A 23,716-nucleotide genomic window follows, 5' to 3' on the forward strand; every position below is an offset into this window, starting at 1 on the left:
GTTATTTTATCAGGCTGTTTGTTGGGTATGAGTCCAAAATTGTACTGGACTCATACCTTTTCATTTTACCTTAGCAGAAAATGATATGGGTAACTCTTCTTCCCTTACTGATCTTTTTATCGGAACAGCTTCATATCCATTTATCTTAACATTTCCAAGGAGGATTTCTGACTTCACCTTTTTAACTTCCCACTTTTTTCAAAATCCTTATAATGGATAATTTCAGAGAGAACCTTACTTTCATCTGCTTTTTCAAACTCTACTCTGGCTTCATCCTTATTGTCATACTCAAACATTTTTATGCTGTCTTGTAAAAAAAGGGTTAAAATCCACATATCAATTCCTCCCTAGATAGTAAGATTAACTGAAGAATTTTTAAGAACGAACCACCTCAAAATCAATTAACCGTTTCTTGAATAATCTGGCTTTATTTATTAAGTATATAAAAACAGATTCGTAACGTATCTCTTTATCGATTCTCTGTTTGTTATCTCTGGGATCATTAAAAACTTCCTTCGATGAAAACATTTCTTTTCTTATCCAATATATTTTCATCAATTATTTACCTTTATTAGCGACTATTAACCTATTCACTAAACAAATTGAATGCGATTGTAATCAGCCAGCCCAGAGCAAGAGCACCCGATAAATATGTACCAATATAAAGGAAAATCTCGATCATGATTCCTCCTCATAACGTTTTAACTTGGATTTTTTTAAAATTAATTCAAACTACCTTCAAAAAGTAGTGAGGGTACTTGCTGCTTAATGCTGATCCATAACATACGGGGCAATCAGCAGAGGATATTAAAGCGTTTTCAATTATTTCTATTTAATGGATGTCAGCTCCTTTCAAAGGTCATTATAACAAGTAATTCTTAAAAATATGTCGAACCATTGTACATTCACTTAATTGTAAATAGACTGTTAACTTCCCTTAATAAACCGTTATAAAAGCTAATATTTGTCTTTTAGATGAAATCCTACAATTCCATTGGACTTAACCAACTGCTGGAATCACTTTCTAACTACACAATAAAAAACCCCCAACTCAACAGTAGGGAATTTCATCTCTTTGACCATCTAACACAGTAATTCCTGGTGTTTTAAACTCGGCCATGTCGTAAACTAGCAAAGAGAAGTATGACTACTGTTCAAGCTCAATTCGATTTGGATTTTGAATAATAACTCAACAATAAGACCCCTTTTCATGTATAGTTAAAGTAGAATTTGCTAATAAATACGAACAGTTTTGCTTTTTTATACGAGGGGGCTATTCTATGAGAAGAAGAATTATTTTATCTACAGAGAGTGGAGCAGATTTACCAGAAGACTTAGCTGACAAGCATTCTGTGCAAGTGGTACCGATGCATGTCATTATGGATGGTCAGGATTATTTAGATGGTTCGTTACCCGTAGTGGATATTTATGACTATTATGAACGGACAAAGCAAATACCCTCTACAGCAGCAACAAATTCATACGAATATCAAGCCTTCTTTACGAAGATCAAAACGGATTTTCCTGATTGCATCATGATTCATATTGGTTATACGTCAAAGGCATCTTCTTCTTTCCAAAATGCGTTAATCGCAGCGGAAGAATTTGATAACCTTTATCTTATAGACGCTCTGAACGTTACTGGTGGTTTAGCAGCTATTGTCATGTATGCTGTATCTCTATTAGAGAAGGAACCTACGATTGATCCTCTTCGATTAATAGGAAAAATTGAATCGATTGTTCCTAAATCAAGACTTGCCTTCGTTCCAGGCAGCTTAGATTTTTTAAAAGCAGGCGGACGGGTAAGTAATCTAGCTTATCTCGGTGGTGCATTGTTAAAAATAAAGCCCCGTATCGAATTAATAAATGGAAAGCTTGTTTCAACCAAAAAATATCGTGGCCAAATGAGTGACGTTTCCGAAAAACTTATACACGATTTTTTAAATCAATACGACATTAATAAAGATCAACTATATTTTCAGTACTCAATCGGACTTAATGATTCGATCAAACAGCGGATGGATGAAATTGCAAAAGAATATGGCTTCAAACATGTAATATGGATTCAAGCCGGCGCTATGATTTCTACCCATGCCGGACCTGGGGGCTTTGGAATTGCAGGTTTAGAAGTATAAAGGGACGGGGGTGGGAGCAATGATTAATCGTTTCCCCCCTGTTTATTCGTAAGCTGTCTACACGTGAAATTTTTTAGAGAACCAATACCTATTTACTTCTACGATATTACCAGACTTTTCAGCGTAGAAATCATTGATTATACAGGTACATATAGAGCATTTCCAATGTGATGGGAATGTTTTTTTCCTCTGTAAGAATGGTCTCCGAAACATATGAAATAAGCGAGAGATCCTCGACCTCTTTTAATTCAGAATTAATACAATCCATAACCGGTTTCCCACCTTTATGAAGGTTATCCTTCCCCCAGTTTTTAATGGGGAGTTCTCTCGTTACAGGATTATAGCGAATCAATTTGTGATGTTCGATGAATCGTTCCATTAACGAATGAACACTCTCAATCGTATAACCCAAATCAAAGGCCATTTGTTGTTTCGTAATGCGATAGATTCCAATTTGAGTCGTATGTGGATTCGTAAGTAGATAGAGGTAAAAGTATTTATCCTCCGGAGTCATCGTTTCTGAAACAATAAATGGTTGTGAGAGGATTAGGCAATCATTTGAGAAAAATGTGATAGCGGTTACTTTCTCGTTTGTTGGAAATAAGGATATCGAAATTAATACGTAGAGAGAATAAGTTAATAATCTTCGTCCAACTATTATCTCACCTTTAGCAGTTATGATTGAAATAATGGAATCAATTACAGATATGTTGAAAGATAGATATCATTAATTTTCCAAGGAGGTCTAAAATTTGTATATTCGATTAAAAAGACTGTTTGAGATCAAGGGATATAGCTTATTGGTTATTTGTTTACTACTGGTTGGTATAGGAATTTCAATTACAATGCCGTTTCTGCCCCTCTATTTAACGGAGGATTTTGGAATAAGTGTGGGAGCCTTTGGTGTTTTAATGGCGGTAAGCTCAATAGGCGGTGTGGTGGTGAACTCACTCGTTGCTAAACATTCAGATAGCGGTTTTGATCGAAAATGGATTATTATAATCGCTACAATTTCAGCTGCTTTTGGGTATGCATCGTATTTAGTGTTTGATAACTTCTTTATTCTGCTAATTGTCGTCAGCCTTTTTAATGGTTTAGCTGCCCCAGCCATACCACAGATCTACGCTTACGCACAGGAGTCAGCAAATGTTAGCAAATCCGATGACAAGACTTTCGCTATGTCTACATTACGTTCTCTTATCTCTCTCGGATTCCTAGTAGGACCATTGGTAGGAACACTTATTTTAGGAATTTCTGGATACGAAGGAATCTTACTTGGGGCAGTGTTTATTTATCTTACTGTTGCTTCTCTTGTATTCTTTTTTCTACAGAAACGAAAAGTAGTTAAAAACAATAACGATAATAGCAAAAGTTTGGGTACCTTTTCGCTCAAAAGTAAGCAGATCTTACACCCGTTCATCGCCTTTATCTTTCTGTTTATGGTCAATGCTATTAACTTGATAATCACGCCGTTATTTATTGTTAATGAGCTACAGGGCTCGCATAGGGATATCGGATTGATGGTTAGTATTTGTGCTGGTTTGGAAATTCCGATTATGCTTGTCCTAGGTGCCCTTGGTAAAAAGATCTCAAACCATACACTGATTATTTATGGCTGTTCTATCGCTATAATTTATTACACCATTTTAAGTATCTCAACCCATTCCTGGCAGATTATTGTAGCACAGCTTTTGCAGGCATCGTTTGTGGCTATTGTTATGGGAAATGGTCTAAGTTATTTTAATGAACTGCTACCTAAAACACCAGGACTTGCAACAACCATTTATTACAATGCCACCATTATTGGAAGGTTAGTAGGAACTCTTGGCGGTGGCGCAATCGCCCAATTTGTAGGGTTTCGTCATGTTTATTGGGTGTGCCTGGTAGTTGTGAGTTTCTCTTTTCTAATATTTTGGAGAACAAGTACTCAAAGGAAAATGGAAGTAATTACAAAACAATCTCGGTCCGTATAGATTATAATCATTTTACGGTTGCTAAGGACTATTAAATAAAAAAAGATCTCTTGGTATCCAACAAAAAAGAGACACGAACAAAGAAGATCATTAAATCTCTTAACAGTGATCTATTAATAAACGATAATAAGCCCCGGTAGCCGCCGAGGCAATAAATTTTGCATGGTGAATACTCTACCATTCTCTATTTTATACAAATCATTTCTACTCCTTTTCTGTCTCATTTTGTATCTAATTAGCTACAATAACGAACTAATCATCTTTTTAAAACAAAACACAAAAACTATCAAAAGATTTTCTTTTATTTTACTCATTTATGAAAAACGCCTTTTTCTTATTTCGCAATTTAAGTGGAATGCGAGATTATAATAATTCTGTATTTTCATGTATGTTTCAATTACAACACGTACTTTACAAGGTATAAAAATTCATAAATAGGGAACTTTATCACTAGGTACAGGGTCAAGATTCCAAATTCACCTTGGTTGTCACTTCCATGACCTTGTGCCGTTTTGTGCGAAAAGTGAAAAAGTAGATATTCAAGTTATCTTTATGGATATATTTACCACTCAGTATTTTTTCTCCAAAAATCCACACCCTCATGTTATTAATTTTGAGAATTTCGGTAAAAATTAATTTAAGGCGGTGGGTATAATTATCTTTTTATTAATTTCTGTATTGATTTTTGGGTTAATTATTTACTTTATGCCCAAGAAAATGACATATTTTGAAATGTATACAACTTCGTTATTCTCAACAGTTTTACAATTAATAACTGATATTTATTTAGAATTTAAGTTCCATTTATATTGGTATTTCAGTCCTGAAGTTGATAATGAAACACTTTGGTTTGTTTTCTGGATTTATCCAGCGGTAAACATTATATTTTTAAACTTTTATCCAATAGGAACAAGTCTGTTAAGAAAGCAATTAATCTATATTCTTGGATGGAGTACATTTGCAATTGCTTATGAATGGACAGCTGTTCAAACAGGTATATTCCAATATAATGGCTGGAAATTATGGTATTCCATGCTAATATATCCTCTACTCTATATACTTCTTTTCATTAATTGGTCAATTATTAAAAAGTTACATCGTTTAGCAATATAATATTATTGTTAGCTAGGACTCCCTTCCTAGCTTTTAATATTTTCCTCCACTTCTTCATTAGGGTAATTCGCCATATATTATTGAACACTCGCATCTTTTTTAGTCCTTTATTCACTTTAGAACTGTCGTGGATCCTTCCTCTTTGTAAGCCCAAACCCAATAATGGCAAGGATATAAGGCACCATCTAGATTTTGGGACTGAGGGGGGCACACTAAAAAAGGAACATCCCTTATACGAGATGTCCTTCTCATTTATTATTATCGAGCTAGAGCATTGATACTAGAACTTTCCTTCTTGCCGTGCAGTAAAAAGTAAAAAATAGAAGATGCCAAGACTACAACACCTAAGATAGCATACAGGGTACTGTAGCCCGTGAATGGAATGATAAATCCAAGCAGATAAGGGCCATATCCAAGATGTCAAGTAGAACTTCTTTTACTATGCACGGATTGATAATTTTCCTTATCGTAAATTCCATGCAAAACAAAAAAACATCTCAGACCCTTTAATACCATGGGTTTGAGACGTTATATCACATAACCATATTAATAATTTCATCTACCAGTTCAGGATTTTCCTCAATACCAAGTTTTTCACATAAACTTTTATGAACTCTTTTAAATTCTGGGACCATGCTTTGTATCACATTTATAATTTCATTTGGTTCTCTATTACTAAACCATTGCTCTAAGAGTGACAATTGCCAATCTGATAGTTTACTTCGTTTACCTTCTAATTTTGACCAATCTCCAAAAGTGTTAGGTTGAATTCCTACTTCCATATACCAAGCTGTTGTCATTGATAATCTCAAATTATCTAAACAATGAAGAGCATAGTATATTTCTTTTCTCATCATTCTTCTATATACTTCGTGAACATAAGCAAAGAATTTCGTTCTCCATATATCTACTTCTTCGATAGTTGGCTGATAAGACAAACTAGTTGATTTTTCTAATATATTCTTCATAAATCCGGTAATATCGTACACAATTCTACTATTTTGAAGCCACACGGATGGCTGTATATTTTTCATTTTATAATAAAAGCAATCAATCTTTATAAAGGAATCGTAGTGAGCAATAGTGTGAGTTGCCCAAGGGTAGTCTTCAAAAAAAAGAACATTACCCCAATTTTTTGCTCTTTGTTTTTTGTTTAACCTATATTCTTCAAACACTTCATCCTCTACAACGATGCGGAGGTCAATATCTGAATATAAGTCAGTATTTTTATTTCCTATTGACCCTCCGTAAAAACAGCCAAAACATTAATATCATTTATTAAATCTTGTTCAATTCCTGTCATTAATTTTTGACGATGTTTTGGAATATCTAAATCTCTTTCTTTATGTTTAGCTTCTAATCCCACACACAACTAACCATCTCCTTAATTTAGCAGTAGCTTCAAATTATTAAATTCGTTAAGGAAAGAAGAAATCCTTCTTCAACTAAAGCCCTTTTAGTTGAAGAAGCAAAATACGGTATTTGTTTAATCCAAAGTCCTGTCAACAACTTGTTTCGCAAACTTAGCAAAGGGTTCAATTAGGTCAGGGCTTTGGTCTATTGTCCATCTAAGTTTATCGAAAGCTCTTAACAGCAACAAAGGTCTCATACTAGCAACGTCTTTTTCCTTTAAACCATAGCTGTCTAAAAATGCTTTAAATTCCTCAATATTAGGTCCTCCACCAAGGATCTGACACTTCATTATTTCAATAATGTCTCCATGGGGAACCACACTTACTTCTGCGCTGCCCCAATCTAGCAAAACTACCTGCCCTTCATTATTGACGATGGTATTCTTCAATGAGACATCCCCATGATTTAAACCAAAGCGGAAATTCTCCCTCTTCAATCCCTCGAACAGTTTTCTGATTTTTCCAGATTCAGTCTGATTGATTACTCCAAGCTCTATAAACTGATCATTCTCAGTTAAACTGTTGATATTATAATTTACATAACCTAGCCAACTACCATCTGACCCTGCATGAGGAGGGGACTGAAACACACCATGTATCGGATCAATCAAGTTTTCCCCGTATCCCTTAACTTGAATTGTTTGAATAAGTTTGGCATAAACGCCAAGTTGTCTCCAAATATCGGGCTTAGGTTTTGTACTATCTAATCCGTTCTCTCCATCTACGAAGGTTTGGATCATAAATGCTGTATCATCAGCTATACCAATAGACAAAACCTCAGGACTTGGAATACCTACTGATCGTGCTTGCTCGATACACCAATTTTCTTTAACAAAATTCGAATATGTACCTTTATCGTTCATACGGACGACGACTTTACTGTTTTCTGTCTCAGCTACGCAAACTTTATTTACGTTTCCTTTACCTAGTATTTGAAATGATTTTTTTACCCTTTCTTGCAAAAAATCCCCTGTGATTCGTTCTGCTTTCATAACAACTAATTCTTTCATTAAGTTCTCCTTAAATAGGTTATGTGATTTTTTACTGCAAGACATTTTTAATGTAACTATTCAATTACTTCTTTAATATTTTTCTTCAATTAACCTCTACGTTAGCTAAATATGAAATACGATCTTTCGTTATTGAAGAATAACGCCTCTTCGTTAAAGCATAAAACTTCACAATTCTGCCTAATGTGTATCCTTTTTATTTCCATATACGTTGAAAAGTTACCTTATTACTTTCGTTTATTAAGAGAAATACGTCAGGATTACTAAGACTTTTCCAATCATCGAACCCAAATTCTTTGTTAAAATACATTAAAAGTAAGGACATTAAATTTCCATGTGTAACAATGACTGTATTATTGTTTCTGCTATAGGCTTCTTCTACAACCTCAACAATTCGTTTCATCGCCTCTCGACTTGACTCTCCGCCTTCAAATTTTAGTTCTAAATCAACAAATGTACTTCTTAGTTTTTCAAACCAATCAGAAAGATTTTTGGTGCTCAGAATACGTTCTGTCAATTTTCTATCAATCTCAACGTCTATATTTAATCTCTTTGCAAGTGGATATATAGAATCAATTGCACGTTTATATGGACTTGAAATAATACGGTCAATTTTAATATTTGAAAAGAACTCAGATAAATCTAAAGCTTGTTCAAGTCCTCTATCTGTAAGTTGCACTTCAGGTGACTGTCCTTCTGCTTCACAATGCCTTATAACATAAATTTTCTTCAACATAAACCACTCCAATAATATATATAAAGATATTATGACGAATGAATTTGAATCAATGCCTCAGCGTGTTCAATGCTTTCCTTTAAATATTCTAATTTTAATGAATCTCCCTTAGAAAACTAAATTCATATGAATAGATACTATTTTTTTCGCTTTTATTACCTCTAAACCTTGAGCTTTTAACACTTCAATCTTTTCATCCACAGTCTAACTATTGCACCTGCTGCAACTAAAATGACATAATTATTTCCGACCATATTTCTTATATATTTAATGTATTCTACTTAATTCCTCCTTCCCTGGTCTATTTACTTGTACTAAATGATGAATCTAATTCCCAAAAGTAATCTCCTATAGTATCAATCAGAGCTTTTGCCCTTTTTTCAAGATTTTTTGGCAGATTATCTCTACTAAAATATTCAAGACTTATACTTTCTCCATCATTCATTTCAATTTTCCCACTAACATCTAAAGCACGGTATAGGTTAATTACACTATATGTTTCATCCCCATTTGGATAACGAAAATAATATTGAGGACCTGAAAATACATTTATTAATTCAAAGGTCTTAGCTTCAAGACCTGTTTCTTCTTTTAATTCACGAGAAGCAGTTTCTTCTAAGGTTTCCCTTAGTTCCATTGAACCGCCAGGAAGTCCCCAATCATAAGTATCTGAACGAAGTTGGAAGAGAACTTCCTTTTTCTCATTTACTACAAGTACAGTTGCACCAACACTAATAATAGGGTGGTTACCGATTAATTTCCTTAATTCGGATATATAGTTCATAAATTAACCTCCTAAATATCTATTAGATAAATATATATTTCTAGTTTGGATAATTAATTACCTTCCTGTACTAGCCTAAGTTTAGTCTTAAACACACTTCTAATACCTTTTAATACAATCTAATTTTCTTAAAATCTTAAAAAGCACATTTCAAATTATGAAATGCGCCTGATCGTAGAATATCATCATTTAACAAACTGGTATGTCAACACTAAATCAAACAAGTTTTTTAAGGGCAAAGTTTCGATAAGCCACCAGACTTAAGTAGTCAAGTGTGCTGTGCGATCGGATATTATTGTACCAATTAACATAATCGAAAAGTTCAAGAGCGAGTTGTTCAAGGGTGCTAAACTGCGTTCCGTTAATTAATTCTGTTTTTAGTATCTTAAATGTCGCTTCTGCCACTGCATTATCATAAGGATTTCCTTTATTGCTCAGAGAGCGTTTAATCTGTTATTCACTCAATAATTCATCAATATCAACGTTCTTAAATTCAGATCCACAATCTGATGAAATATCTTCACATTTCCTAAAGGACGTTTGACCGATGCGAAGGCACACTGAACCAGAGCTGCGTCTTTGTGCTTTCCAGCACCGTAACCAACTATTTCTCTATTATATAAATCTATTAAAAAACAGACGTAGTTACAATGCTTACCTACTTTGACATAAATCAAGTCACTGACCAATACAGACATCTCTTCGTCTACTTGAAATTCTCGATGTAACACATTTTCGAATGGATTCTTCATTTGGTGGTGAGGTCATTGGCTTGTAGGACGCTTGTGCATACTTCGATTGGATTCCAAGCTCACCCATTAAACGACCTATGCTCCGTCTGGAGACAGTGTGACCTGCTTTTAAAAGGTCATTTTTAATTTTACGAGTTCCATATATTTGACGGTTCTTGTCGAAAATCATTTGGATTTCTACTTTTAGCTTTTGTTCTGTATTAGCTTTTTCTTGTTCTTTTTGAGCTGATATTTCAGTTTCATAGTAAAATGTACTACGAGCAATTTGTAGGACTCTGCACATTGTTGATACCGAATATTTGAGACGATTGCTTTCAATCACTTCTATTTTCGTCCCATGATTAGCGCAGCCTGCTTTAAAATATCGACTTCCATTTCTAACTGCTTATTTCTTTTTCTTAACTCAATCAATTCTTGTTCTTCAGGGCTTCGCTTGTCTTTCTCTTTAAAAGATCCAGACTGTTGGAATTGAACAATCCACCTGTCTAAAGCAGATGCAGTTAATTCATATTCACTTACAATATCTTGGCGACTTTTTCCGTTTTCATATAAAGCAACGACTTGCTTTTTAAACTCTGTTGTAAACGTTATTCTTTTTCTGGACATAGTAGATTCTCCTCACTTATTGTGTATTATTCTACATGCCCTTATTTTTATTGTCCAACTAAGTGTAACCTATCCAATCTTCTCCAAATCTGGTCTATAAAAAAAAGACACGTTTTCAATAAAAGCGCTCTATTGTTAAGCAAGGGATTTTATCTTCATTTATTTCATAAAAAATGTGATAGCATCTATCACCTTAAACTTAAAGTCTCTATTCCTCTATTTCAAAAATAGAATCAATGATTATTGGAAGATTGTCTCTAACAGAAACTGCACCTAATACCGAACGAGCATGATTACCTCTATCTCCGAATACTTCTAACATTAATTCAGAACATCCATTTAAAACTTTATGATGCTCTTCGAACTCTGGCACCGCATTTACAAATCCCTGAATTTTCACTACTCTTCTAACTTTATCTAAAGTGCCCAAAGCCTGCTTTAATACAGCAAGGATTTCAATCCCAGTTTCACGTGCATATTCATAACCTTCTTCAGTCGAGAAATCCTTACCTAACTTTCCTTTAGGATTACCAGTAGGCCCTTTACCAGAAGCGAACTTCAGTCCGTTTACTATAACAAAGTTAGTATACTTAGCTAGAGGGTTACTTGCGTCAGGCAAATTAATACCCAAGCTCTCTAGTTTTTTTGTAGCAGTAACTTCTGTCACTAAAATCTCCATATAATTGGTATAAATATCCAATTTATATCTCCATAAAAACCCCCATAATTCATTAACTTTTAACATATAACTCCAATTAAAATTATATTTCTCTGTTTGATCCTGCACTCTTATACAAAACAAAAATGATTCTGTACTTAAGCATAGTGGCCGATTGGAGAATAATTAAAAATACAATAGTTGTGCAAAGATTCTTAAAAGCACTGGTTGATTGAGAACAATATTTAAATTGTATCCTTTTTCGCTAATGCTATTTATGCCTTGCCTTATAAGGTCTTCTGTTTAATTATTGAACTAAAAATCTGTTCTATTTCATCTCTCATACTGCTATTACAAGAATCCCTAAATGATAGTCCCCCACAACAAATTCATAAAGATTGCATATAAACTAACAGGTAAATTTAAAACGGTAATTTTGTTATCACTTACTCAATAAGTAAATAAGATAAATTAAAGAATTATTGAATATAAAAGAGGCTTTAAAAAACAATTATCGAAAATATCTTACAGGTTAACAAATTTTTCTAATATGAACTATATTTTGGACGTTTATTTCGAAATAACAACTTCAATTATTTATTTTTACAAAGGACGGGAGGAATTATTATTGGAAATGATAGAAGTAAAAGACTTGGTGAAAGAGTTTAGGCAATATCGTAGATTCTCCGGATTAATCGGTTTACTTAGAAGCTTAGTTACAAGGGAGCACACCGTTTGACAAGCTGTTGATAGCGTATCTTTTCAAATTAATAAAGGATAAGCTGTAGGGTAACTTGGTCCGAATGGTGCTGGAAAATCAACCATGATTAAAATGCTAACTGTTTTCTAAGCCTCGTGTCATGACGGTCGATAAGAATCCGGCTTATCCTATAGCAATTGAAGAGTTAAAAAAAGAGAAAAGGAGCAGTCCGAAAAGTACAATCTCGCTAAAAACTTAAAATTCAAGAATGTTGATATATCAGCATTTATAAACAAGTAAAGGGGAGTCCAATAGCCGAAAAATTGACTTATTGGACAGCCCCAACTTAGACAACAGAAGTACTTAAATAACATAGTAGAGCAAGATCATCGCTTTATAAAGAAGCGAGTCCGTTCTATGCAAGGATTAAAAACGTTTCGAACAGCCAAACAAATCATCTGTGGAGTGGAGGTGATGCATATGCTGAAAATAGGACAACTTCAACAAAAGGTGAAGTCTGTCCAAAGTCAAAAAGAATTCATCCATAAAATGTTTGGATTAGCTTCATTTGTTTGCAATTTAAAGGAAACTCACACTCTATGTTTCTAACGAGTGATTTTTTCACCAACCCATATAACTTCTAAAGCTTTTTTCCCTTTAATTTAGAACTTCTTCAATGTTTGAAATGACTTCCTCCGTTAATGTCATTTCAACCCCTTTTACATTTTCAATGATTTGCTCAGGCTTTGTTGCACCAACCAATGTGCTGGCAACGCCAGGCTGACGTAAAATCCAGGCAATGGCTAATTGTGATAAGCTAATATCAAGATCTTTTGCAATTCCACCTAATTTTTCCACCTTTAACAATGTTTCATCTGTTAAAAGTTGCCCCATATACATGTTTGCCTTCGTATCTGTTGCACGGCTTCCTTCTGGTGCACGATTGCTCAGGCAGTATTTGCCTGTTAGAACTCCCTGTGCTAATGGCGAAAACACAATTTGACTAATGCCATGCTGTTCACTTACCGGGAGGACTTCTTTTTCAATATAGCGCTGTAACATACTATAGCTTGGTTGATTGACAACAATACGGTTTAATAAATATTTATCAGCTGTACCTAAGGCTTCTTGGATTTGCTGTGCAGTCCATTCACTGACTCCTGCATACAAAATCTTTCCTTGACGAACTAAATCATCAATGGTTCTTAATGTTTCATCCACAGGTGTGTCTGGATCATAGCGATGGCAATAATAGATATCAACATAATCTGTTTTTAATCGCTTTAAACTTGCATGAAGCTGTTCAAATACATGCTTTCTTGAAAGCCCCCGATCATTTGGACCATCTCCCATTGGCCAAAACACTTTTGTTGCCAGCACATAAGAATCACGGGCATATTTGCTAAGCGCTTCACCAACTACTTTTTCAGATTCACCTCTCTCATACATATTGGCTGTATCAAAAGAATTTACCCCTAAGTCGTAAGCAGTCTCAATTGTTTGAATGGCTTTTTCCTTTTCGGTTGAAGCCCCAAACGTTAACCAGCTTCCTAAGCTTACCTCACTTACTTTTAATCCGGATCTTCCTAAACGGCGATATTTCATTTACCCCATCCTCCTTAATATATACAGAAAATCTAGCATTTTGTTTTCCATCAAAGATAGATCCTCCATCTTCACTAAAAAAATAAACTTTTCAAAAATTGTTTACAAGAACTGAAATATTATTTTCATGTCCAATTTCACTATAGCTTTTAATCGATGTGCCGCTAAGTAAATTTATGGATCAGCTTGTTTGCAAAACTTGCTGCAAATATTAATCTTTAAATTACATTCATTTTTCGAATTAAACTCTTTAAATATCTTGAACAGACCATCCTTCTTCTTCTACTAATAATGAGTAGAAAGGTTCATCAAGTTCAAGTCCAAAACCTGGTTTCTTAGGAACTTCAACATAGCCATTATTGATTACGTAATCAGATCCATCTAACCCTTCAATTTTCACTTCATCCCACTCTATAAACAAAAACCCTTTTATGAGAGGTGCCAGGTGCCCTAAAGCAAAGTTTCCATACACACATCCATAGTTGTGAGGAGCTGTCTTTACATTTGCTTCGTCAAGATCTTTACCGAGATATTTCCATTTATGGAATCCAAAATGTAGAATATCATATTGAATAGCATCAATTTTACCCTCTTTGGCCCAATCAACGATTTGAGGAGCAGCATTTCCCTCACCGTCGGTAACCATTACATTTAAACCTTCTTTTTTAATCCAGTACTTCAAGTTGTTAAGAAATTCAGGATCTTCATGGAATGGTTCTTCTATCCAATAAATGTTAGAATCTTCCGTTTTTGAAAGAACTTCTTTTGTTATATTTAAGTTGTATCCATTGTTAGCATCAATCATTATCTTTGCATCTGGTCCGATTACTTCTCGGACCCCTTTTATTATTGATATGTCACGATTTGTACCCTTGATTAGAGGCATGTGCATAGCTCCACGCCCAACTTTAATTTTGAAAGCTCTGTGACCTAACGCCCAACCAGCCAAAGCTTCTGATTTAATAAGTTCAACTGCATCACTATCATTTTCTAAATGGAGATCATCGAAATATAACGAAGTATCATAGCATGGAATACTAATTTTTTCATCTGTATTGCCTAACAGAAGTTCATAAACAGGCTTTCCTTGCTCATTTCCAAGCCAATCTAACAATGGGAACTCTATATCATAGTAATGCTCGCTCACTTCACCATTACTTCTAAATAATTCTTTGACTGTCGTTCCTAATAGTTCTTTACCTCTATTTTCTTTTATTCGAGACCAACCAAAACCTTGTTTGCCATCAATTGTGACACGCACTAAATCTAGTGGAACGTTATCACCGTGTACTCCAAGCCTAGCGTTACTACCCGCAGCTCGATTTCTTTTTCCTGGTAATTTACACCACTCAATCTTTTCAATTTTTTTTGTTAAAATATTTGATAAGTCCATTAATTTATCCCCTTTCTACACTAAGAGACTGTTGAAAAGTCTACAATACAATCTCTTGCCCACATGCACTGACTCTCACTCCGGATGCATCACAGTAAAGAACATTAACTTCGACTTCATATTTACCTGTTTCTCGATTTTTTTCTGCTCATATGTCCCCCATGCTATCCCTGTACTCCAAAAACATTGAAATTCATCTTTAATGATGACAGTGCTAAATTTCATTTGCTTTTTTTTACTATGTAATCGCACTTTTTACATGATCTTTTGGCAAAAGGTACCCTAGACCATAAAAATGTGCTAATTGTTGACCAAACAATTGATATCGGAAAGACACCCTTGTCCATGTTGATATTTATACTTATTTACATCATCTAACTTTTGTTCGTAATAGCTTTGATTCCCAAGAATTTTGTCTACTTGATTAAAGCTTTTTTCAAAAATCTTCTGGTAAAGAGATGCCGAATGTTCCTATCCCAGATACAAGGCCATTTCAGCTGCCGCCTTTACAGCACCTAAAATAAGTATAGTAGTTAAAGGATTTGGACCATATAATTCGATGTCATACGTAACATGTTGTTCACTATCAACAAAATCATCATCGGTATCCCATTTAAGAAACACATAGTTCAAAGTTTACTTTACTGATGGCCATAGTTCGTGTAAAAATTCGCTGCTTCCAGTTAATTTCATTATCTATAAACTCGCGTAATCGTTCCCATTTGTCCATCTGCTGCTGCATGAACACTCCATGATCCTTTAAACTGTTTAAATGATCGAAAATTCATTTTCCCATCTTCTTCTACCTCGTTTAAATATTCTTTTTTCCTCATCGATTGTTCCAGTGTTGGGAAAATGAAAGCTAAAGTTTGATCACCAACCCCATTTGCCAAAGGAATAAAACCATCTAACCAGTAAGGAACACGTTCCCACCCCTCTTTATCACCGCCAACCCATTTACTTTCTTTAATATCCGGCCAAAATTTATCAAGGTTTCCACTTAGTCCTTCTGCCTGTATTTGTAGTTGGCGTAAAAGCCATCCTATAGGCTTTATTTCATTTGTGGTAAAAGGTTTCAATGATAATTCGGAAAGATTCTCTCCTATCATTATTAATCACTCCTGATTTTTATGTGGATGAATCATCTGTCATTGGCTTTATCTTTCATTCCTTGGAACGATTAACAGCAAATGCAAAATCCTTTTCAATTGCAGCTTTTTGGCTATTAATCTTTCGAATGAGGCTTGGATCAAATTTTGCTTTTCTTTGATATGTATACAATCCATTGACCTCTTGTTCAACATCATAAAGCTGTGTATAACAGAATGCACAAATAGAAGGGTTATTCAACAAGGTTACTGTTAACCCTTGATATCTTTCAATGAATTCATGTTCTGATTGAGGCTTTTCGCCGTACCCCCAACCATCCTTTTCGTCAGGGTTCCACCATATTCCTCCATATTCACTTACAAAGTAAGGTTGATTTTCATATTGCTGACGATCCTCAAATGTCACATAAACATTCCCACCTTTACTCATCTCTTCAAACTTTGCTGCAAACTTTTCTACATTCTGTTCATAATCATGAATATCGAATACATCGGTTATGACATGGAAATTACCACTCGTATCAATGACTGGGCGTGTTGGATCTAACCGTTTTGTCACTTCATACGTTATACGGAGCACCTGATCATTTTGGCGGGTTCCATTTCGATCCCATGTTTCATTAAATGGACACCAGCCTATTAGTGCAGGGCTATTAAAGTCTCGTTCGATTGATTCCATCCACTCAGGTAAAAACTGTTCTAGTCCTTTAGATCCCGTTATATCCAGTCCCCAGTTTCCGTGCTCTCCCCATACGAGATAGCCTAGCTGATCAGCCCAATAAAGATATCGCGGCTCAAAGATTTTTTCATGCATGCGAGCGCCATTAAACCCCATATCCATTGATATTTTGATGTCTTTTTTTAAGTGCTCATCCGTCGGTGCTGTGTACACTCCATCAGGATAGAAGCCTTGATCCAAAACCAATCGTTGAAAAATCGGCTTATCATTTATAAGGATCACTTTGTTTTTGATTGAAACAGACCTTACCCCGAAATAACTTTCCACGCGATCGATCACATTTTCTTCCTTTTTAAGAGTAATTGTTACATCGTATAAATTGGGCTGTCCAGGTTCCCAAAGATGGACTTCAGATAGATGAAGGAAGGATTGAACACTTTGTCCTGCAACTATAGCTGTTTCTTCGGCAACGATTTTCCCATTAAATGTTGCTTCAAGATCAATTGTTACATCCCTGTCATATTGATTTAGGTACAACTCAACAGCTACACTCCCATCCTTCGGATTCGTCTTAAATTTCGCGTGTGTAACATATGTAGATGAAACAGATTCCATCCAGACGGTCTGCCAAATACCTGTTGTTCTCGTATAATCACAACCAGCTGAATAATACCCTTCACTTTGCTTCCCTCGGGGCTGTAGTCCGGAGCGATTGTCATCCTCTACATAAACCACGATCGTTGCTTCCTCACCATCTAGTAAATCTGTGATATCAAAAGAGAAAGGAGTATAGCCGCCCTTATGCTCACCGGCCTTTTTCCCATTTACCCAAACATGTGCATGGTAGTCAACGGCTCCAAAATGCAAGGTTGTTCGCTGTTCTAGCCAACCCTTTGGCACTCGGACGCTTCTCTTATACCAGACGGCAGCCATAAAATCGGTATAACCAATCCCTGAAAGCTTGCTCTCTGGACAAAAAGGCACTTGAATCTTTTCATTAAAAGAACCATGTTTATATAGTTCACGTTCAATTCCACTCTTTCCATGATCAAATGCAAATTGCCATTCTCCATTTAGATTTAACCATGTATTCCTTACAAACTGCGGTCGCGGATATTCATTTCGATAACTCATACATGCCTCCATACATTGCTATTTTAATTGAACATTTACACAATTATGAGCCTTCTATAAAGTACGCTTTTTTGATTTTTTCAATCCCAAGGGACGCCACTTCTATTGGCGTTTGATTTCCGAAGTCTTCAATAAACAACTCCAATGATAAATAGCCACGATAACCAATTTGATTTAAGAGGTTTGCAAGCTTTTTATTTGGTGCAATCCCATCACCTGGGAACACACGATCATGGTCAGCAATATGTTCCCTAGGTGGAGAAAATGGATAATCATTGACATGGACGATCCCTATGTTTTTTGGATTCAAATAGGACACATTTTCAATACTGCTTCCCCCTGTATACATATGGAAAGGATCTAATAATATTTTGACATCTTTAATTCCACTTTCCATGGCTACAAAAACGGCTTCATTCAATTTGGAGAGTCTCTGCGATTTCCCCCAAAATTCAAGGTATGGTTCAACTCCAATACCTCGTGCCAGATTCGTTAATTGAGAAAAATGGCTCGCCATCGTCTCTAATGTAACACCCTCTACATTTCCACTCGGTGGAGCTGCGACAGCATGGCATCCGAGTTCCTTTAGTAATGAAATCTCTCTTTCAGCTTGACCCAGCCCCTCTTTACGAATTCGCTCATCAGCATCAGACCACTTAAAAAATGTAATGGCATTTACAACTGAAATACCGCGATCTTCTATAAAAGTTCTTAGTTCTCTGATTGAACCTCCAGTTTTAAGATATTGATCAATATCTTTAACCCATAGTTCTATGCCATCGTAACCTGCTTCAGCAGCCACAGTTACCTGTTCTTTAACATCCAATCTAAATGGAAACAAAGTTGACGTATTCAATGCTAGTTTAAAATGAACCATCGATTATACTCTCCTTCCAAATAATGACTATTATTGCTATCAAATTACTTCCAAAGTTCTCTTTTCCAAATGACTCTGTATTGCCATTTCGATCAAGTAGATAGCTAACCGAGCTTCTTCTGGCTTGACCGCAAGTTCATTATGATCCACAATATGTTCATAAATATTTTGATAGAATGATTGGTAAGATCCTGGAATCGTTTCAATACGACCTTCAATATGTAGCTTATTAACATTCGTATTTAGTTTCCCCCACCATTCCTTTGGTTCATTTCCCCACCCCGGAGAATCAGGAGTTAGTCCCTTTTTTAATAATTCCTCTTGTGGATCTATTCCGTACTTAACAAAAGATCCTTTTGTTCCATGAAGCGAATACCGCGGACCAGGTTCACGAGCAAGCAAAGAAGATTTCAACCTTAGACTTAATCCGTTTTTATAACCTAACGTAACATCGAAATAATCATCTGCTTGGGTATTTGGCCGCAACGTGCGAATTTCGGCCCGAATCGTATTTGGCTTTCCAAACAGACAAAGGGCTTGATCAAGAAAATGGACACCTAAATCATAAAGCTGGCCTGACCCAATGGAACTGCTTTCTCTCCAGTTTGTGTTCGCCATTGGACTAAACCTATCCCAACGGAATTCAACATCGTAAATCTGGCCTAGTATGTTTTCTTTTATCAGATGTTGAATGGTCAGGAAATCGCCATCCCATCTACGATTATGAAATACACTAAGCACCTTGTTCATTTTTCTCGCTAAGGCAATTAATTGATCTGCTTCAGCAGTCGTTGTAGTAAATGGCTTCTCAACAACGACATGCTTACCTGCTAACAATGCATCTTTAACAAATGTAAAGTGGTCAGTACTTGGGGTCGTGACAACAATCAGATCTATCTCTTTATCTTGATATAGATCCCGAATATTATTAACGAATTCCACCGAAGGATAGCGTTCCTTATCACTTTTCCCGTTTCTCTGGACGATTTTCCTTAATTCCAAATTAGGAATCGCAGATATAACTGGAGCATGAAACGTCCTAGCTGCGAAACCATAGCCGATCATACCGATACGGACCTTTTTGTTCATATCATTCTCCTTTTTCATGAATATACAGAAGTAAATGTTCATTCTTAAAAGACAAGCCGATACAAAAATCTAAAAGTGTTAACAAATCGATGTATCGGCTTCATAAAAGCTTTATCAATCTATGAAACTATTTAAAGTACCTTCTTAAATGTTCATTCGCTTTTACGATCCCTTTTCTTTCCGCTTCTAAAGATCCCCAATACCTATGATCTTCTAACTCGATACTGATCGCCCCGTGATAGCCGAGACGTTCTAATCGAACAGCCACCTTTCCCCAGTCTACCTCACCATGGCCGGGAATCGTATAGCGCCAAGAGCCTTCAGAAAATCCATACTTTTCGCCAAAGGTAGTCTGAATAACGCCGCATTCATATAGCTCATCATGAAGAATTTCGGTGTCCTTTCCATGACAGTGATTAATTCTTTCACCGAATTCATTTAGAACTCTCACATAATCAATCCCTAAACGTACGAGATGTGAGGGATCGTAGGTCATACCGAAATGTTTTGATGGTATCGCATCAAACATAGCTCTCAACATTTCAGGTGTACAACCGATTGTTGGATAATGCGGTGCTGGACCAGGCCAGCCTTCAATAGCAATATAGATTCCAGTTTGCTCAGCATGCTTTACAATATCAGGAAATGTTTCTTTCCAAATAGCAAACCCTTCCTTACGTGGCATTGTATGATCCTCAGGTACTAGACACATGAATAACACGCGTCCTCCTAATTGGGATATTTCTGTCATCTGCATTTTTAACGCTTCTACAGCATTTGCTTGCCTTTTCTCATCTCGACTTAATAGACGAGCCCCGCTTCCTGCATCGACAGAACCGATTTCAATACCAGCTTTTTGACATGCATCCTTTACTTCAGGTGTTAAACGCGGGACATCTAGTGTATTTAATCCAACCTGAGCAGCCCATGACGCTACCTTTTCAATTCCTTCTGCACCAATTTTAGGTGGTATGCGCATTCCGATATTAAAAATCATTGCGGTAGTTCCTCCTCTTTTTAAATTCATTGCTTAGTAGGGTTTATAGCCTGCAGCTTCATAAACCATTTCTGAAAGATTGACCACTTTTAATGCAAATTCCCCCGGTACTTTCACTTCGTGTTTTCCTAGTATTGCATCGATAAAGCTTTTATCTTGATTGGTTGTTTGTATTGGTAATTCTGGAACGATCGGCTCCTGACTTGAAAGATGCAACGTGATCTTGCCATTGTCATAGAAAATCCCACCATTCTCACCGCAAAATGCATAGGTTTCATGCCATATTGGAGCACTTCCTACGAGGTTCAATCCAGCCACTGCACCTTCCTCAAAGCGAATAGAGGTAAACGTATCTATTTCTACTGGAGCTCCCTGGTTAGAAACTTGAGATTTCACTTCTACTGGTGTTAATCCTGATGTCCATAGCAGAACATCAATAATATGGCTACCTGAGTCCATCAAAAAACCACCACCTGATAAATTCGGGACTTGTCGCCATGAAATGTTCTGTCCCTGGCCTCTCCACCATTGCTGATATAACGACGCAGTGATTGAGGTTAGTTTCCCTATTTCTCCATTTGCAATCGCATCACGGATATAAATAAATTCAGGCTGAAAGTGACGCTGATAGGATACTTGCATGACCTTACCCGATTGTTTAGCGCTTTCAATTAATTCCTTGGCCTCTGTTGATGAACACGTCATCGGCTTCTCAATTAAGACGTGAAGTCCTTTATTCAGGACATCTGTTGCTTGTTGAAAATGCAAGGTATGCGGAGAACATATGACAACTGCATCAAGATTCGCTTGCTCCAGCATATCGTGATACTCAGAAAATTGTCTCGTATTCAGAAGCCCATATTTTGTAATAAATCGTTCCCTAGCATCAGGACTTACATCTGTGATTGCACTTATTTCCACGTTTTCTAGTTCCAATAACTGCCCAGCATGAAGGTGGGCTATACCACCCGTTCCGATAAATCCAATACGAATTTTACTCATCGATTACTCTCTCCCTTGTCATTAATTTAAATCAACTTCTTGTCATCCACCTATTAAAGAGTCGTGTTTTTTTAAAAGAGGATTGATACAAGAGTTGTCCTTTTTGATAGTATGCAAAGCTTTGTATTTATAGGAAACTTTTATTCTCGAACAACACATTTTATAAAATAAGATAAAGATAAAGATAAAGATAAAGATAAAGATAAAGATAAAGATAAAGATAAAGATAAAGATAAAGATAAAGATAAAAATAAACCAATGGGCTTTATCCTATACTTAAACCCATGTTCAATTCTGTTGATAACGTTCATATGCCTTCTCGTAAATTTCAACAAGCTTATTTAGATCCATCTCTTCAATAGTTTTGACATATTCATCCCACTCAGATAATGGAGCTTCACCCGTAATAAATTTTGCTTTCATTTGATCGACGTATGTTTTTAAATCTCGTTCGATACGGGTAATCGTTTTCAATTCATCATCTTCAAAATAAACACCTGGGTAGATTGGAGTTTCAAATGGGATCAATTTTTTCTTATCTTCTTCACGTAACCATTCACCGAATTTGTCATTTCCCCATTTCCAACCTAATTGATCTTGTGCAAATCTTCGAATTGGAACGCCAATCCCCCAATCTGGAGAGATGGAAGAGCGAAAATCCTCTGGGCTATCAAAGCCTTCAGGAGCATCCTTTATTAACCTTACCTCCTTTTTATTTTCGTCTTTCCATTCCCAATAGGTGCCTTCCACACCATTATGAAGAAGATCAGCACCTTCTTTTGAATAAGAATAATCAACCCATCTTATTGTTGCTTCCGGATTTTCATTTTCCTTTGTAATAGCAAAAGTTCCACCACCAATTCCGGTTGATTCAGGAACAATCGGTTGATCCGTTAAGTCGCTTGTCAAAGGGTGAAACACTGGGTTATCTGTACTTTCAGTGGAACCTCCAAGCACAAAAGCTGGATGTGCGTCTGCAAAAACACCAATTAAATTTTCATGTCCTTTTGCCTTTTTTTGAGGATTCGTTTGTGAAAACGATTCATGATCAAATAGATCTTCTTCCCAAAGTTTATTCATAAATTCCAAATAGGCCTTATAGCCGGGCTGAACTGGACTGTATTCAACTTTGCCATTATTGAGTGATATGCCGCTGCCTGTTAACCCAAAGGCAGCAAGTAAATAGGAGTCAAGTTCTCCAACACCACCATGATTACTTAAAGGGAGTTCATCTGCTTTTCCATTTTGATTTGGATCTTCAGTTTTAAATCGTTTAAGAAGGGTATAAAAATCATCAATCGTTTTCGGTAATTCTGTTACACCAAGATTTTTTAACCATTCTCCGTTGTACCACATATGCCAATAGGATGGTTGATCATCAACTGATGGTAATGCATAAATATGTCCATCAGGTGCCGTAATTGCTTTCTTAACTTCAGGTCTTTCTTCCAGCAATTTTTTGATATTTGGCGCGTACTTATCTATCAAATCTTCTAGTGGAATAAGAATTCCATTGCCACCGTATTTTATCTGTTCCTGATGATTGATATCAGATGCATAGAAAATATCAGGTAAATCCCCACTGGCTAATAATAATTGCTTCTTTGTTGGAAAGTCATCGCGTGGAGGTGTTTGAAACTTAAATCCTATGTTTGTTAATTTCTCTATTTCTATGAAATATTCTCTTTCTTTCCATTCCCCTTTTCCCACATGAGGGCCGACCATGGTTAATGTAATCTTGTCATCAACGATAGGAAAACCACTTTCATTTACCGATACTTTAGGATTGTTTTTTGACGATTCTTTGCTAGTCTCATTAGAGTTACACCCAAATAAAACGCTTGACATTAACATGGTTGTCATCAGGAACATTGGTACCTTCTTTTTCATTAAATAAAACTCCCCTCTATGTGATTAGAAAATAGATTTCTTATTTAGCAATGTTAAAGGTT

Annotated in this window: 20 protein-coding genes and 4 pseudogenes; 4 read left to right on the top strand and 20 right to left on the bottom strand. The window is 35.9% G+C overall.

The window, feature by feature from the left end; translation table 11 throughout:
- Positions 1–173: 173 nt before the first annotated feature.
- Positions 174–335 carry a hypothetical protein gene (locus HUW50_RS22980; RefSeq protein ID WP_185653373.1) on the bottom strand — a complete coding sequence of 54 codons (162 nt, stop codon included), beginning with the start codon at positions 333–335 and terminating at the stop codon, positions 174–176.
- Positions 336–1,280: 945 nt separating this feature from the next.
- Here HUW50_RS22980 and HUW50_RS22985 point away from each other — a divergent pair.
- Positions 1,281–2,135, top strand: a complete 855-nt coding sequence (locus HUW50_RS22985; protein WP_185653374.1) for a DegV family protein — start codon at positions 1,281–1,283, stop codon at positions 2,133–2,135.
- Positions 2,136–2,319: 184 nt separating this feature from the next.
- Here the strand turns inward: HUW50_RS22985 and HUW50_RS22990 are convergent.
- Positions 2,320–2,649, bottom strand: a pseudogene (locus HUW50_RS22990) (DNA replication protein DnaD); the annotation flags it as partial.
- A 238-nt stretch (positions 2,650–2,887) separates the two neighbouring features.
- Here HUW50_RS22990 and HUW50_RS22995 point away from each other — a divergent pair.
- The gene (locus HUW50_RS22995; protein ID WP_185653375.1) at positions 2,888–4,108 is read left to right on the top strand and encodes a sugar efflux transporter; all 1,221 of its coding nucleotides are present in this window, start codon (positions 2,888–2,890) and stop codon (positions 4,106–4,108) included.
- A gap of 705 nt (positions 4,109–4,813) precedes the next feature.
- Positions 4,814–5,221: a CBO0543 family protein gene (locus tag HUW50_RS23000; RefSeq protein WP_185653376.1), complete on the top strand. Its 408-nt coding sequence runs from the start codon at positions 4,814–4,816 to the stop codon at positions 5,219–5,221.
- A 258-nt stretch (positions 5,222–5,479) separates the two neighbouring features.
- On the opposite strand, the pseudogene HUW50_RS27245 reads toward HUW50_RS23000, so the two are convergent.
- The 8 genes and pseudogenes from HUW50_RS27245 to HUW50_RS23030 form a co-directional block, all read right to left on the bottom strand.
- Positions 5,480–5,638: pseudogene (locus HUW50_RS27245) on the bottom strand (MFS transporter); the annotation flags it as partial.
- A 116-nt stretch (positions 5,639–5,754) separates the two neighbouring features.
- The gene (locus tag HUW50_RS23005) at positions 5,755–6,459 is read right to left on the bottom strand and encodes an aminoglycoside 6-adenylyltransferase (RefSeq protein ID WP_311774058.1); all 705 of its coding nucleotides are present in this window, start codon (positions 6,457–6,459) and stop codon (positions 5,755–5,757) included.
- Positions 6,456–6,593, bottom strand: a complete 138-nt coding sequence (locus HUW50_RS27450; protein ID WP_311774004.1) for a hypothetical protein — start codon at positions 6,591–6,593, stop codon at positions 6,456–6,458. The genes HUW50_RS23005 and HUW50_RS27450 overlap by 4 nt, the downstream gene beginning before the upstream one ends.
- A gap of 114 nt (positions 6,594–6,707) precedes the next feature.
- A complete protein-coding gene (locus tag HUW50_RS23010; RefSeq protein ID WP_185653377.1) occupies positions 6,708–7,643 on the bottom strand; it encodes a phosphotransferase in 936 nt (311 codons plus the stop codon).
- 196 nt (positions 7,644–7,839) lie between these two features.
- Complete coding sequence (locus HUW50_RS23015; protein ID WP_311774005.1) at positions 7,840–8,379, bottom strand: histidine phosphatase family protein; 540 nt, start codon at positions 8,377–8,379, stop codon at positions 7,840–7,842.
- A gap of 301 nt (positions 8,380–8,680) precedes the next feature.
- Entirely contained in the window at positions 8,681–9,163 is a 483-nt protein-coding gene (locus HUW50_RS23020; protein ID WP_066333032.1) for an NUDIX hydrolase, read from the bottom strand.
- Positions 9,164–9,379: 216 nt separating this feature from the next.
- Positions 9,380–10,521 (bottom strand): annotated as a pseudogene (locus HUW50_RS23025) (IS3 family transposase).
- Positions 10,522–10,729: 208 nt separating this feature from the next.
- A complete protein-coding gene (locus HUW50_RS23030; protein WP_066333130.1) occupies positions 10,730–11,200 on the bottom strand; it encodes a RidA family protein in 471 nt (156 codons plus the stop codon).
- An 824-nt stretch (positions 11,201–12,024) separates the two neighbouring features.
- Here HUW50_RS23030 and HUW50_RS27655 point away from each other — a divergent pair.
- Positions 12,025–12,488, top strand: a pseudogene (locus tag HUW50_RS27655) (DDE-type integrase/transposase/recombinase); the annotation flags it as partial.
- 48 nt (positions 12,489–12,536) lie between these two features.
- Here the strand turns inward: HUW50_RS27655 and HUW50_RS23045 are convergent.
- The 10 genes from HUW50_RS23045 to HUW50_RS23090 all read right to left on the bottom strand — a co-directional run bounded on the left by HUW50_RS23045 (position 12,537) and on the right by HUW50_RS23090 (position 23,654).
- Positions 12,537–13,484, bottom strand: coding sequence for an aldo/keto reductase family protein (locus HUW50_RS23045; protein WP_066333025.1), 948 nt, complete (start codon positions 13,482–13,484; stop codon positions 12,537–12,539).
- 250 nt (positions 13,485–13,734) lie between these two features.
- Positions 13,735–14,877 (bottom strand): enolase C-terminal domain-like protein, encoded by a 1,143-nt coding sequence (locus HUW50_RS23050; RefSeq protein WP_185653378.1) that lies wholly within the window; start codon positions 14,875–14,877, stop codon positions 13,735–13,737.
- A 471-nt stretch (positions 14,878–15,348) separates the two neighbouring features.
- Positions 15,349–15,510 carry a hypothetical protein gene (locus tag HUW50_RS23055; protein WP_185653379.1) on the bottom strand — a complete coding sequence of 54 codons (162 nt, stop codon included), beginning with the start codon at positions 15,508–15,510 and terminating at the stop codon, positions 15,349–15,351.
- Positions 15,511–15,569: 59 nt separating this feature from the next.
- The gene (locus HUW50_RS23060; RefSeq protein WP_066333019.1) at positions 15,570–15,986 is read right to left on the bottom strand and encodes a hypothetical protein; all 417 of its coding nucleotides are present in this window, start codon (positions 15,984–15,986) and stop codon (positions 15,570–15,572) included.
- A gap of 55 nt (positions 15,987–16,041) precedes the next feature.
- Positions 16,042–17,799, bottom strand: coding sequence for a glycoside hydrolase family 2 protein (locus HUW50_RS23065; protein WP_185653380.1), 1,758 nt, complete (start codon positions 17,797–17,799; stop codon positions 16,042–16,044).
- Positions 17,800–17,842: 43 nt separating this feature from the next.
- A complete protein-coding gene (locus tag HUW50_RS23070; RefSeq protein WP_185653381.1) occupies positions 17,843–18,676 on the bottom strand; it encodes a sugar phosphate isomerase/epimerase family protein in 834 nt (277 codons plus the stop codon).
- A gap of 39 nt (positions 18,677–18,715) precedes the next feature.
- Positions 18,716–19,765 (bottom strand): oxidoreductase, encoded by a 1,050-nt coding sequence (locus HUW50_RS23075; protein WP_066333009.1) that lies wholly within the window; start codon positions 19,763–19,765, stop codon positions 18,716–18,718.
- A 127-nt stretch (positions 19,766–19,892) separates the two neighbouring features.
- Positions 19,893–20,762, bottom strand: coding sequence for a sugar phosphate isomerase/epimerase family protein (locus HUW50_RS23080; RefSeq protein ID WP_066333006.1), 870 nt, complete (start codon positions 20,760–20,762; stop codon positions 19,893–19,895).
- A gap of 33 nt (positions 20,763–20,795) precedes the next feature.
- Positions 20,796–21,764 carry a Gfo/Idh/MocA family protein gene (locus tag HUW50_RS23085; RefSeq protein ID WP_066333003.1) on the bottom strand — a complete coding sequence of 323 codons (969 nt, stop codon included), beginning with the start codon at positions 21,762–21,764 and terminating at the stop codon, positions 20,796–20,798.
- A gap of 288 nt (positions 21,765–22,052) precedes the next feature.
- Positions 22,053–23,654 carry an extracellular solute-binding protein gene (locus HUW50_RS23090; protein ID WP_066332999.1) on the bottom strand — a complete coding sequence of 534 codons (1,602 nt, stop codon included), beginning with the start codon at positions 23,652–23,654 and terminating at the stop codon, positions 22,053–22,055.
- Positions 23,655–23,716 lie beyond the last annotated feature (62 nt).

The organism is Metabacillus sp. KUDC1714 (genome assembly GCF_014217835.1).
Classification (GTDB): Bacteria; Bacillota; Bacilli; order Bacillales; family Bacillaceae; genus Metabacillus; species Metabacillus rhizosphaerae.